This window comes from Cognatishimia sp., assembly GCF_964229375.1.
Classification (GTDB): Bacteria; Pseudomonadota; Alphaproteobacteria; order Rhodobacterales; family Rhodobacteraceae; genus Cognatishimia.
This window is the reverse complement of the sequence record NZ_CAXREH010000037.1, coordinates 1-12405: the sequence shown is the minus strand read 5'-3', so window position 1 is coordinate 12405 and position 12405 is coordinate 1. Positions and strand designations below refer to the sequence as shown.

Genomic DNA, 12405 nt, shown 5'->3' with positions numbered 1-12405 from the left:
CGAGTGCTGGAATGTCAATACGGAAAATTCTGACCATTCAAAAATCCCTTTTAAATAAGGAAAATATTAACTTTCTTGCGTGGCTGGCAAAATCCGATGTAAACATTTGAGACGAATCGCGTGAAGTTTGAATTTGAAACCGCTTTGGAAGGCCAATGAACCTTAAAGAGCTCTCTGAGATCCTGGGATTGTCCCAGACAACCGTCAGTCGGGCACTGAATGGCTATCCAGAGGTGAACGCCGAAACGCGCCAGCGCGTCGAGGCGGCAGCGCGTCAGCACAACTACAGTCCGAACCGCAGAGCGACGAGCCTTGCCACAGGACGGTCCATGACCATTGGCCACGTTATTCCTGCGTCGACTCAGCATGAAATGGTGAACCCGATCTTCGGTGACTTTGTTGCGGGCGCTGCGGATGTTTATGGCGAGAGGGGCTATGACATGCTGTTCTCGCATGTCACCGACGGCGATGAGCGCCGCGCCTATACCGAGTTGAAACGCAAGGGCACCGTGGACGGCGTGATCGTGCAGGGCCCAAAGGTCAACGACAACCGGATCGACGAGCTGACCAAGCTGGGATTGCCATTTGTCGTGCATGGGCGGGCCTCGGGCGCGCAAGCCGACTATAGTTGGGTCGATGTGAACAACCGGCGCTCGTTCAAGCGTGCGACCGAGTTCCTGCTGGATCTGGGGCATACACGGATTGCGCTGATCAACGGCCTAGAGGACATGGACTTCGCGCAACGTCGTCGCGCAGGCTATCTTGAGGCATTGGAAGAGCGCGGCGTATCGCCCGATCCCGCCTTGATGCGCAGCGCGGAAATGACCGAGGTCTACGGTCATCACGAAACCCGCGATATGTTGCAACTCGACGATCCGCCGACAGCGATCCTTGCGGCCTCGATGATTTCGGCAATCGGTGTACGCCGTGCGATCGAAGAGGTTGGGCTGACCATCGGGCGCGATGTGTCGGTCATCACCCATGACGACGAACTCTCGTATCTGCGCAACGGGCAGGATGTTCCGATCTTCACGGCGACGCGGTCGTCCGTGCATCAAGCGGGGCGTGTGCTTGCCGAGATGCTGTTGCGCCGGATCGAAGAGCCAGACGCCCCCCCTGAACATCAACTTTTTGAGGCGGAGCTTGTTGTTGGCCGGTCCACCGGACCTGCCCCAACCGGAGACTGAATATGCACTTTACCAGACGTGATTTTCCGAACGGGTTCCTGTTCGGAGCGGCAACCTCTGCCTATCAGATCGAGGGCCACCAGTTCGGCGGCGCGGGCGAGACCCATTGGGACACCTTTGCCAAAGGGCCGGGCAACGTGGTGCGGGCCGAAGACGGTGCGCGGGCGTGTGACCATTATCACCTGTATGAGCAGGACTTTGATCTGCTGAAAGACGCGGGGTTTGATGCCTATCGGTTTTCCACCAGCTGGGCGCGCGTGCTGCCGGAGGGGCGTGGCGCGGTCAATCAAGAGGGGCTGGATTACTATGACCGCCTGACCGATGCGTTGCTGGAGCGCGGGTTGAAGCCCATGGCGACGCTTTATCACTGGGAGCTGCCGTCTGCATTGGCGGATCAAGGTGGGTGGACAAACCGCGACATCGCGGGCTGGTTTGCGGAGTTCACGGAAATCATTATGGGCCGGATTGGCGATCGGATGCATTCCGTCGCGCCGATCAACGAGCCTTGGTGTGTCAGTTGGCTAAGCCATTTTCTGGGCCACCATGCTCCGGGCCGTCGTGATATTCGAGCCGCGGCGCGCTCGATGCATCATGTGTTGCTGTCGCATGGCACTGCTATTTCGGCAATGCGGGCTTTGGGGATGACCAACCTTGGCGGGGTCTTTAACCTTGAGTGGGCCGACCCTGCGGACGACAGCGTTCAGGCGCAGGCCGCGGCGGATCTGTATGACGGCTACTACAATCGGTTCTTTCTGGGTGGCGTGTTCAAAAAATCCTATCCCGATAATGTGCTTGCGGGCCTTGCGCCGCACCTGCCGACTGGATGGCAGGATGATTTTGACACGATTGCGCAACCGCTGGATTGGTGTGGTCTCAACTATTACACGCGCAAACTGATCGCCCCCTCAGAGGACGTCTGGCCGCATCACAAAGAGGTTGAGGGACCCTTGCCCAAAACCCAGATGGGCTGGGAGGTTTACCCCGAGGGTCTTTACAAATTCCTGAAACGCACCGCCGACGAGTATACCGGCGATCTGCCCTTGTTTGTGACCGAGAATGGCATGGCAAATGCGGATGTTTGTCGGGATGGGCAATGCGCAGATCCGGCGCGGATAGATTATTTCAATCAGCACCTTGCTGCCGTCAAGCAAGCGCTCAACGAAGGCGTTCCGGTTGCGGGATATATGGCGTGGTCCTTGCTGGACAACTATGAGTGGGCGCTGGGATATGAGAAGCGATTTGGATTGGTGCATGTCGATTTCGAAACGCTGAAACGCACCCCCAAGGACTCTATGAAGGCTTTCGCGCGCATGCTTGAATCATAGCCGCGTGGTCATTTTGTAGCCGGGTGCAAAGTACAGTCTTGCGTGGGTTACCGGCTGTGTGCGCAGCCAAGTGGTGCGTTGGGTCGAAAAGATCGGATCACCTTCGCGCGCGTCCAGAAAATCTGCGATCCGCTGGTCGGCCTGAGTCGCGGTGAACGAGACCTCAAGGTCTGTGAACGGCAGTTCCTGAGCCAGCCACTCGCCGGGGCCAATGGTTGCAAAATCCGCCTCTGCAGCGGTTGGAACGCTGTCCGTCACAATCCAGCGCACTTCGTACTGAAATGGCGCATTGTCCGCGAAGTGCATGCATTCCAGATAGAGCACGTATTGCTCTGGCGCGGTTCCCAATTTCGCGGACAGCCAAGAGGGGGCGGCGATCATCTGCGAGGTGACAAGGGCATAGCGATAGTCGTTGCCGGCCTCGATAATCTCGTTTCTGACCTGTGGGATATTGAACTGTGCTTTGCGCAATGGCGCGTTCAAGACTCGCGTCCCCGCTTTGCGTTTGCGTTCCAGATAGCCCTCTTCGGCGAGCTCTCGTAGGGCGCGATTGACGGTTGTGCGGGTGCTGGAAAACTCTTCGGCCAGCTCAACTTCGCTGGGCAACAAGCTGTCCGGCGCCCAAACCCGCTTTTGGATGCGCTCCAGCACGACACGCTTGATGTCGCGGAAGCTCATGTTTTCGCGTGTGGTCGCCATTCTGGTGCCTGTCATGCCGAGGTGTTTCACCCTGTGTAGAGCACATCGGGGTAAATCAGAAGTCATTACATGTGTTTTTATGTATAGACATAATAATGTAATAAGCATACTTAAAAGCTCAAATCGATTGGGTGACTCATGCAAGACGGAACAATTTTTGCAGGCGGCGCGGTCGCGACGATGGGGCAGGGGTCTGCCTATGGGTTGATTCCTGACGGCGCTGTTGTCACGCAACATGGTCAGGTTTTGTGGGTAGGGCCTGCATCAGGCGTGCCAAGTGACTATGATGCGTTCAAAACTGTCTCGTTGGATGGCCGCCTCATGACGCCGGCTTTGATTGACTGCCACACCCATGTGGTCTTTGGCGGAGATCGCGCGCGCGAATTCGAGATGCGGCTTGAAGGGGCTAGCTACGAAGAGGTCGCTCGCGCTGGGGGTGGTATCGTCTCGACAGTCAAAGCCACGCGCTCAGCTTCGCTTGAAGCTCTTGTGCAAACAGCGCTCCCACGTGTGGACGCCATGATCGCCGAAGGCGTTACAACGATCGAGATTAAGTCGGGCTATGGTCTTGATATTACGACTGAAATGAACATGCTGCGCGCCGCTCGCAAGATCGCGACACTGCGACCGATCACTGTCGTCACGACCTTCCTTGGCGCACACGCAACGCCGCCCGAGTATAAGGATCATGACGACGCCTATATCGATGACGTGGTGATCCCCGCGCTTCGAGCGGCCCATGCCGAAGGTCTGGTGGATGCTGTTGACGGTTTTTGTGAAGGGATCGCGTTTCAACCCCACCAGATTGCGCGGGTGTTTGAAGTGGCCAAGGGCTTGGGCCTGCCCGTCAAACTGCATGCCGAACAGCTTAGTAATCTTGGCGGGGCAAGGCTTGCGGCCGCATACGGGGCGCTATCGGCGGATCACATCGAGTATTTGGACGAAGGCGGCGTGATCGCGATGGCCAATGCCGGAACGGTGGGCGTCATTCTGCCCGGTGCATTCTATACCCTACGTGAAACGCAGCAGCCGCCGATTGAACTGTTGCGCGCACATAGCGTCCCGATGGCTTTGGCCACAGACTGCAATCCTGGATCGTCTCCCATGACGTCGCTGCTGTTGGCGATGAACATGGGCTGCACGTTGTTTCGCATGACCCCCGAAGAGGCTTTGGCAGGCGTGACGCGCAATGCTGCGCTGGCTTTGGGGATGCACGACCGTGGCGAGATCGCGGCAGGACGACGGGCAGATCTTACGATCTGGGACGTGAGCCACCCTGCGGAACTCGCCTATCGCATCGGGTTCAACCCTCTTCACACACGACTATTCGGAGATACCCCGTGACGCAGCTGACATTGGTTCCCGGGCAAGTGACCTTGTCCCACCTCGAAGCGATTTATCGCGAGACGGCGACACCGCGGCTTGATGACGGGTGTCGCGCTGACGTGGACGAGGCGGCTGCGCGTATTGCCGACGCCGCAGCGGGCGATGTTCCTGTCTATGGAGTGAACACCGGCTTTGGAAAGCTCGCCAGTCACAAGATCGAAGCAAAAGACACCGCCAAGCTTCAGCGCAACTTGATTCTCAGCCACTGTTGCGGTGTTGGGGAGGCGATGCCCCGCCATTTGGTGCGCCTGATGATGACGCTGAAACTGCTAAGTTTCGGGCGGGGTGCTTCGGGTGTGCGCTGGGAGCTTGTGCAGCTGTTGCAAGAGATGCTTACGCAGGGCGTTACGCCTGTCGTGCCCGCTCAGGGGTCTGTCGGCGCATCAGGCGACCTTGCGCCGCTGTCTCATATGACGGCTGTGCTGATCGGAGAGGCCGAGGCGGAATATCAGGGCTCCATATTGCCCGGCGCAAAGGCGCTGGCCCGTGCTGGACTTGCGCCGCTTGAACTAGGTCCGAAAGAAGGGCTGGCGTTCATCAACGGCACCCAATTTTCGACGGCCTATGCGTTGGCTGGGTTGTTTGAGGCCTGGCGTGCGATGGGCAATGCGCTGACCATCTCTGCCCTGTCGACCGACGCGATCATGGGATCGACCGCGCCGCTTCAGCCTGAAATCCACAGCCTGCGCGGACATCGCGGACAGATCGAGGCCGCAGCAACCATGCGCGCCATTCTAGGCGGCTCTGAAATCCGCGACAGCCACCGCGAGGACGACAGTCGTGTGCAGGATCCCTACTGTATCAGGTGTCAGCCGCAGGTGACCGGTGCGGCGATGGATGTGTTGCGTCAAGCTGCAACAACGCTCGAGATCGAAGCCAATGCAGCAACGGACAACCCGCTGGTTCTGACTGACGCGGGGCTGATCGTCTCGGGCGGAAATTTCCATGCAGAACCCGTTGGCTTCGCTGCCGATATGATCGCGCTGGCGGTCTCGGAAATCGGGGCCATAGCACAGCGGCGCATCGCATTGATGGTGGATCCGACCCTCAGTTTTGATCTGCCGCCTTTCCTGACGCCAGAGCCGGGTCTGAATTCCGGCCTGATGATCGCCGAAGTCACAACGGCCGCTTTGATGAGTGAAAACAAGCATTTGGCCAATCCTTGCGTCACAGACAGCACGCCGACGTCGGCAAACCAAGAGGATCACGTTTCGATGGCTGCGCATGGTGCGCGGCGATTGATGCAGATGGCGGAGAACCTGAACCACATTCTGGGCGTGGAGTTGCTTTGCGCAGCGCAGGGTGTTCAGTTCCGCGCGCCCTTGCAGACCAGCGCACCCTTGCAGAGGGTGGTCACGCGGCTTCGTCAGGATGTGCCCGCGCTTCAGGATGACCGGTATATGGCACCCGATCTCGCCACAGCTAAAGAGCTGGTGGCGACGGGCGCCGTCCTAACCGCTGTCGATATCGCAATGCCAGAGTTGGCCTGATGCAGGTGTTTGACGTCCTTGCCGGTGACGGTCCGATCGTTCTGGGACAGCCCCATGGGGGCACCTATGTGCCCGATGATGTTGCCGCGCGTTTGAATGACACAGGCGCTGGCCTTGCGGATACTGACTGGCACATCACGCGACTTTATGAGGGCCTGTTGCCCTCTGCGACTGTGGTGAAATCGAATGTCCACCGCTATGTGATCGATGCCAACCGAGACCCTGCGGGCGTGTCGCTCTATCCGGGTCAGAATACCACCACTCTGGTGCCGACGACGGATTTTGATGGTGTGCCGATTTGGGCGGAGGGCCAAGCCCCTTCGGCCGACGAGATCGAGGCGCGCAGGCAGGCGTTTCATGCACCCTATCACCAAGCGTTGCGTGACGCGCTGGACGCCGCACGCGCGAAACATGGCGTGGCCATTCTGTTTGATTGCCACTCCATACGCTCGACCATTCCGTTTCTTTTTGACGGAGAACTGCCTGTCTTTAACACCGGAACCAATCTGGGTCAGACTTGCGCCTCAGATGTCGAAGGCATCGTGCACCAGGCGGCAACGGCGTCAGGCTTGCCCAGCGTGCTGAACGGGCGTTTCAAAGGCGGCTGGACCACGCGCCACTATGGTCAGCCAACCACAGGTATCCACGCGATCCAGATGGAGATCGCGCAGCGCGCCTATATGACCGAGATGCCCCCTTGGAACTATGACGCAACCCGGGCCAGTCAACTGCGCCCTGTCCTGAAATCCATGCTTCAATCCCTTAACGATCTCGCGCTGTCAGGCGCTTTGACACAGGAGTGATCCCATGAGCGATCCACGCAAGAACAGCCGCGATGTTTTCCCGCCCACTGGTCCTGAACTGACCGCCAAAAGCTGGCTGACAGAGGCGCCTTTGCGGATGCTGATGAACAACCTGCATCCGGATGTGGCCGAAAACCCGCATGAGTTGGTGGTGTACGGCGGCATTGGCCGGGCAGCTCGCACGTGGAAGGATTTTGATCTGATCGTGGCAAGCCTCAAGGATCTTGAGGCGGACGAAACGTTGATTGTGCAATCCGGCAAGCCGATCCCGATCATCAAAACCCATGCCGATGCGCCGCGGGTTCTGATCGCGAATTCAAACCTTGTGCCGCATTGGGCGAATTGGGACCATTTCAACGAGCTCGATAAAAAGGGGCTGGCGATGTACGGCCAGATGACGGCGGGCTCGTGGATCTATATCGGGTCGCAGGGCATTGTGCAGGGCACCTACGAGACCTTTATGGAAGCGGGACGTCAGCACTATGGTGGTGATCTGTCGGGGCGGTGGATTTTGACAGGGGGTCTTGGCGGTATGGGCGGGGCTCAGCCGTTGGCGGCGGTCATGGCGGGCGCGTGCTGTCTGGCCGTTGAGTGCGATGAAAAATCTGCCGAATTCCGCAAACGCACCCGCTATGTAGATGAAATCGCGCGAAATCTGGACGACGCACTGGCGATGATCGACCGTTGGACCAAGGCGGGGCAGGCCAAATCCGTAGGGCTGATCGGCAATGCCGCCGATGTTTTCCCAGAGATCTATGCCCGTGGTATCCGCCCCGACATCGTGACGGATCAAACTTCGGCGCATGATCCGCTTAACGGTTATTTGCCTCAGGGCTGGAGCGTGGCCGAGTGGCGTGCCAAAGCCGAAACCGCGCCCAAAGACGTCGAAGCCGCCGCGCGCGCGTCGATGAAAGTTCACGTCGCAGCGATGGTGGATTTCTGGAACGCAGGCGTGCCCACCTTGGACTATGGCAACAATATCCGACAGGTCGCGCTTGAAGAAGGACTGGAAAACGCCTTTGCCTTTCCCGGTTTCGTGCCAGCCTATATCCGTCCGCTGTTCTGCAAGGGTATCGGGCCGTTTCGGTGGGCGGCGCTTTCCGGCGATCCAGAAGATATTTACAAGACAGACCAGAAGGTCAAAGAACTGCTGCCCGACAACACTCACCTGCACAATTGGCTGGACATGGCGCGCGAACGGATTGCGTTTCAGGGCCTGCCTGCGCGCATATGCTGGGTTGGTCTGGGCGACCGCCATCGCCTTGGGCTTGCCTTTAATGACATGGTAAAATCGGGCGAGTTGAAAGCCCCTGTTGTAATTGGTCGCGACCATCTGGATTCAGGCTCGGTGGCCTCTCCGAACCGCGAGACGGAAGCGATGATGGATGGCTCGGACGCGGTCTCGGATTGGCCGCTGTTGAATGCGCTGATGAACACCGCTTCGGGTGCGACTTGGGTGTCGCTGCATCATGGTGGCGGAGTTGGCATTGGCTTCAGCCAGCACTCGGGTGTTGTGATCTGCGCCGATGGCACCGATGCGGCCGCCGCGCGGCTGGAACGCGTGCTGTGGAATGATCCGGCCTCAGGGGTCTGGCGTCACGCGGATGCCGGGTATGAATCCGCTAAGGAATGCGCCCGCGTCAACGGATTGCGCCTGCCGTCGATCTTGGGCTGACCCGATGCAGATTCACGCCAAACACATGCTGATGGGGCAAAACTGGGTCACGGATGCCCGCATCAGCTGTGACGATGGCAGGATTTCTGCCATTGAAACAGGCCAGCCCCCAGCGGCCACGGACCACCGCGTGGATGTGTTGTTGCCTGCGCTGGCCAACCTGCACTCTCATACGTTTCAACGCGCGATGGCCGGAATGACCGAGGTTCGCGTTGCGGGCAAAGAGAGTTTCTGGACCTGGCGCGATCTGATGTATCGCTTTCTGGATCACCTGACACCGGACCATTACGAGGCCATCGCAGCGCTTGTGTTCATGGAAATGCAAGAGGCCGGTTTCGCCTCGGTTGGTGAATTTCACTATGTCCATCACCAACAGGGCGGAACGCCCTATGCGCAGCTTTCCGAGCTGAGCGACAGGGTCTTTGCCGCAGCGCATGAGACGGGCATTGGCCTGACCCACCTGCCGGTTCTGTATTCCTATGGTGGCGTCAATCAAGAGCCACTTGTCGGTGGGCAGCTGCGGTTCTCTAATGACCTTGCGCGGTTCCAGCGGTTGCATGAGGCCTGCACATCCGGGCTGAGACATATGCCAGCGGACACGCAGATCGGCGTCGCGCCACATTCGCTTCGGGCGACCTCACCACAGGATCTGGCACAGCTTTTGCAGGCCAACCAAACGGGGCCGGTCCACATCCACATATCCGAACAGATGCAGGAAGTCGCTGATGTTCAGGCCAAGCTGGGCGCGCGTCCTGTCGAATGGCTGTTGGCCAACGCAGACGTCGATGCGCGCTGGTGCCTTATTCATGCGACACATATGACCGAGGCTGAAACGGTCGCTTTGGCGAAAAGCCGGGCCGTGGCGGGGTTGTGTCCGATCACCGAGTCAAACCTTGGCGACGGTATTTTCAACGGAACCACTTATGTGGAAAACGGCGGCGCCTTTGGTTTCGGGTCCGATTCCAACGTCCGGATTTCGCTGACCGAAGAACTGCGCACACTGGAGTATTCGCAACGGCTGCGCGATCAACAGCGCACCTTGATGGTTGCGTGCGCTGGGTCTGTTGGGCAGTTCTTGTTCACAGGTGCTGCAAGGGGCGGCGCTCAGGCGTTGGGCCGTGCGGCGGGGGAAATCAAACTGGGCAACCTGGCAGACCTTGTGGCGCTGGATCACTCGCACCCTGCGTTGTTTGGCCTGAGACCGGATCAATTGCTTGACGGTCTGTGTTTTGCTGCGGGTTCTGACGTCGTGACAGATTGCTGGTCTGCGGGCCGTCACGTGGTGCGAGGTGGGCGGCATATCAAACGCGAGGCGGTTGTTGCGCGATACAGATCCGCGATCACAGATCTGGTCTCGGCGCTTTAACCCGTGCGCCGCAGGACGACTTCGGCTGTCACCAGAACGGCATTTTGCCCGCGTTCCAGACGACCGGATTTGATCTGTGATCCGTCGATGCCGACAATAACGATCTCGGGCGGTGGGGCGTCTGGACCGATGGGCGCATCTGTGATCAGAAACTCGGTTGCGTGACTGTCGAGCGTTGCGCCGCTTTCAAACTGCGCCCCGACAAGGCTGCCAAGGCCCACGGCATCAGCAGAGGCCCAACCAAGCGTGACCAGAGCATCGTCTAGTGCGGTCGAAAAGTCCTGATTGGGCGCGATGCGCAGGGCGGCATAGTCTGATCCCTCTGCTGCACGCGCCTTTACGTGAAACAGATCAAAGTTCGTCTCTGGGTCGGGACCACGTTCAAAAATGGCCCCGGTCAGACCGATACCTTTGGCAAAGACAGGTTCTGACAGCACCGTTGTCGGCGCCAGAACATGGCCAAGCGCATCGGGTCCATCGTCGGCGTTCCACAGACCGTGACCGTGCAGAAAGCTCGCGCCATTATGGGTTCCGACAATCATCCCCAGTCGCGTGATGCAACCATTCAGGAGCGTATGGGTCTGGGAATACCACGCGACATGCGTATCATCGGGCGCGTGGTCTGGGATCACATAGTCCAACCGCTCAAACGGCGCGCCCGACACGGTCAGCCACGCGCTGTCGATGTCTTCTGTGGCCAGTGCCTGTGCGACCGCGGTTTCCAGTGGAATGCCTGACTGAAGTGTCACAGCAATCGGACGACCACCGCAGGGCGCGAGCTGAAGGCGCGTGTCTGATTGCGGGCCGGGATGGGTCAGGGTGCGCATCAATTTTGGCCCTGCGCCATGCGGCGCTCCAACTCGTCCCGCACCAAACGTTTGGCCATTTTGCCATAGCCGGATTTTGGAATCTCGTCCCAGATGTGGACCTGTCGCGGTACTTTGTATCCGGCGACTTTGCCTTTCAGAAACCCTTCCAGCTCTGCGGGGGAGGCGTCTGCGCCGTCGTTTAAGGACACCACGGCGACGCCGATTTCACCCCAAGCGGCATCGGGCATTCCGAAGATTGCGACTTCAGATACCGCCGGATGGGTCAGCAATTTTTCTTCGATTTCGCGGGGGTATATGTTGGAGCCGCCAGATATATACATGTCCGACGCCCGCCCCGTTATATAGACATAGCCCCGGGCATCCATGTGGCCCAAGTCTCCGGTGCGGAACATGCCGTTGCGAAAGCTCTCGGCATTGGCGGCTTCGTTCTGCCAATAGCCGGCAAAGACGGCGGGGCCGGTCACGCAGATTTCTCCGGTTTCGCCTGCGGCGCAGGGCGTGCCATCATCGGCCTGAATTTCGACCTGCATTCCGGTTCTGGCATACCCGCAGGTGCCCTCGCGACTGTCGTCTGATAGACTGTGGTCTTGCGTTGGCAGCACGGTGATTGCGCCCGTCACTTCGCCCAGCCCAAAGTATTGAACGATCACCGGACCAAGCGCCTCAAGCGCGGCGATCTGGTCCGCGCGATACATGGGCGCGCCTGCATAGATGACGTGTTTCAGGCTGCTATGATCAAATGTGTCTCGGTCGGGTGTCTCGACCATACGCTTTAGTATGGTCGGCACGGTGAACATATTTGTGACGCGCCATGTCTCGACCAAAGACCAGATCTCGCTGGGATCGAACTGCGACGCGCTGGTCAGGATTGTCGGCGCGCCCTTGGCCCCAATCATCAGGTGATGAAGTCCCGCCCCGTGCGACAGCGGAGCGACCACCAAAGAGGCGTCCTCGGATGTGGCTCCGGGCACCAGATCGCAAAGGTGGTTGTTGATGACGAACCCCAGCTGCCCATGTGTCAGCCTCGCGGCCTTGGGGCGACCAGATGTGCCCGAGGTAAAGAACAGCCACGCCAGATCATCGCGGTCCACAGCCGCCAGACCCGGCACGTGTTGGGTTTGGGCCATCAGGCTGTCAATGTTGCTTCCGAAGTCAGCGTCGCCGATCGCGAGTACCGTTTCAGGGCCATCTATTGCGGCGTGATTTGGAAAGGCTGCATCACACAGCAATAGCTTGGCGCCAGACAGGTCCGCCATCCAGGCCAGATCATCGGGCGCCCCGCGAAAATTTGCAGGCACCCAGGCGGCGCCCAGACGAAAACAAGCGTACATGCTTTCAATCATCTGATTGCAATTTCGCGATTGCACCAGAACGCGGTCGCCTTTGCCGATGCCGTGATCTGCAAACACGGCCGCCATCGCTTTGATGCGCGCATCAAAAGCCTGCCAGTCCCACGTCGTCTCGCCCCAGATCAAAGCCGGGTTGGAGCCAATGCGCCGGGCCTGCTGTTCCGGAAAATGCGCAAGGTTCATGGTTCGGGTGGAAAATGGCGGCGTGGTCATAGGATGCCCTTTGCGACGAAAACCTGCAGTCGCGGGCATTATATCACCGGAACGCGCGCCTAAGCCAAGGCCTTAGCGTTTG

Annotated in this window: 10 protein-coding genes; 7 read left to right on the top strand and 3 right to left on the bottom strand. The window is 59.0% G+C overall.

Annotated elements, in window-relative coordinates; genetic code table 11:
• The first annotated feature begins 155 nt into the window (after positions 1–155).
• Together ACEQWH_RS02810 and ACEQWH_RS02805 are read left to right on the top strand one after the other, a co-directional pair.
• The gene (locus tag ACEQWH_RS02810) at positions 156–1187 is read left to right on the top strand and encodes a LacI family DNA-binding transcriptional regulator (protein ID WP_370228121.1); all 1032 of its coding nucleotides are present in this window, start codon (positions 156–158) and stop codon (positions 1185–1187) included.
• Between the two features lie 2 nt (positions 1188–1189).
• Positions 1190–2512: a GH1 family beta-glucosidase gene (locus ACEQWH_RS02805; protein WP_370228119.1), complete on the top strand. Its 1323-nt coding sequence runs from the start codon at positions 1190–1192 to the stop codon at positions 2510–2512.
• Here ACEQWH_RS02805 and ACEQWH_RS02800 read toward each other — a convergent pair.
• Positions 2507–3211: a UTRA domain-containing protein gene (locus tag ACEQWH_RS02800; protein WP_370228117.1), complete on the bottom strand. Its 705-nt coding sequence runs from the start codon at positions 3209–3211 to the stop codon at positions 2507–2509. The two genes, ACEQWH_RS02805 and ACEQWH_RS02800, sit on opposite strands and share 6 nt — an antisense overlap.
• 138 nt (positions 3212–3349) lie before the next feature.
• Between ACEQWH_RS02800 and hutI the strand changes: the two genes are divergently transcribed.
• From hutI to ACEQWH_RS02775, 5 genes are read left to right on the top strand one after another with little or no spacing between them, the layout of a single operon-like run.
• Positions 3350–4555, top strand: a complete 1206-nt coding sequence (hutI, locus tag ACEQWH_RS02795) for an imidazolonepropionase (protein ID WP_370228115.1) — start codon at positions 3350–3352, stop codon at positions 4553–4555.
• Positions 4552–6087: a histidine ammonia-lyase gene (hutH, locus tag ACEQWH_RS02790; RefSeq protein WP_370228113.1), complete on the top strand. Its 1536-nt coding sequence runs from the start codon at positions 4552–4554 to the stop codon at positions 6085–6087. Before hutI ends, hutH begins: the two co-directional genes overlap by 4 nt.
• Positions 6087–6890, top strand: coding sequence for an N-formylglutamate deformylase (gene hutG, locus ACEQWH_RS02785; protein ID WP_370228111.1), 804 nt, complete (start codon positions 6087–6089; stop codon positions 6888–6890). The genes hutH and hutG overlap by 1 nt, the downstream gene beginning before the upstream one ends.
• Positions 6891–6894: 4 nt before the next feature.
• Complete coding sequence (gene hutU, locus ACEQWH_RS02780; protein WP_370228109.1) at positions 6895–8565, top strand: urocanate hydratase; 1671 nt, start codon at positions 6895–6897, stop codon at positions 8563–8565.
• A 4-nt stretch (positions 8566–8569) separates the two neighbouring features.
• Entirely contained in the window at positions 8570–9931 is a 1362-nt protein-coding gene (locus ACEQWH_RS02775) for a formimidoylglutamate deiminase (RefSeq protein WP_370228107.1), read from the top strand.
• On the opposite strand, the gene ACEQWH_RS02770 is transcribed toward ACEQWH_RS02775, so the two are convergent.
• Both ACEQWH_RS02770 and ACEQWH_RS02765 read right to left on the bottom strand, forming a co-directional pair.
• Complete coding sequence (locus ACEQWH_RS02770; protein ID WP_370228106.1) at positions 9928–10758, bottom strand: hypothetical protein; 831 nt, start codon at positions 10756–10758, stop codon at positions 9928–9930. The two genes, ACEQWH_RS02775 and ACEQWH_RS02770, sit on opposite strands and share 4 nt — an antisense overlap.
• Positions 10758–12323, bottom strand: a complete 1566-nt coding sequence (locus ACEQWH_RS02765) for an acyl-CoA synthetase (protein WP_370228104.1) — start codon at positions 12321–12323, stop codon at positions 10758–10760. The genes ACEQWH_RS02770 and ACEQWH_RS02765 overlap by 1 nt, the downstream gene beginning before the upstream one ends.
• Between the last annotated feature and the right edge of the window lie 82 nt (positions 12324–12405).

Excerpts from the sequence above, each read along its gene's own strand:
- ACEQWH_RS02770 (WP_370228106.1), bottom strand. The coding sequence starts at position 10,758 with ATGCGCACCCTGACCCATCCCGGCCCGCAATCAGACACGCGCCTTCAG.
- hutG (WP_370228111.1), top strand. The coding sequence starts at position 6,087 with ATGCAGGTGTTTGACGTCCTTGCCGGTGACGGTCCGATCGTTCTGGGA.
- hutI (WP_370228115.1), top strand. The coding sequence starts at position 3,350 with ATGCAAGACGGAACAATTTTTGCAGGCGGCGCGGTCGCGACGATGGGG.
- ACEQWH_RS02765 (WP_370228104.1), bottom strand. The coding sequence starts at position 12,323 with ATGACCACGCCGCCATTTTCCACCCGAACCATGAACCTTGCGCATTTT.
- ACEQWH_RS02810 (WP_370228121.1), top strand. The coding sequence starts at position 156 with ATGAACCTTAAAGAGCTCTCTGAGATCCTGGGATTGTCCCAGACAACC.
- ACEQWH_RS02800 (WP_370228117.1), bottom strand. The coding sequence starts at position 3,211 with ATGGCGACCACACGCGAAAACATGAGCTTCCGCGACATCAAGCGTGTC.
- hutU (WP_370228109.1), top strand. The coding sequence starts at position 6,895 with ATGAGCGATCCACGCAAGAACAGCCGCGATGTTTTCCCGCCCACTGGT.
- ACEQWH_RS02775 (WP_370228107.1), top strand. The coding sequence starts at position 8,570 with ATGCAGATTCACGCCAAACACATGCTGATGGGGCAAAACTGGGTCACG.
- ACEQWH_RS02805 (WP_370228119.1), top strand. The coding sequence starts at position 1,190 with ATGCACTTTACCAGACGTGATTTTCCGAACGGGTTCCTGTTCGGAGCG.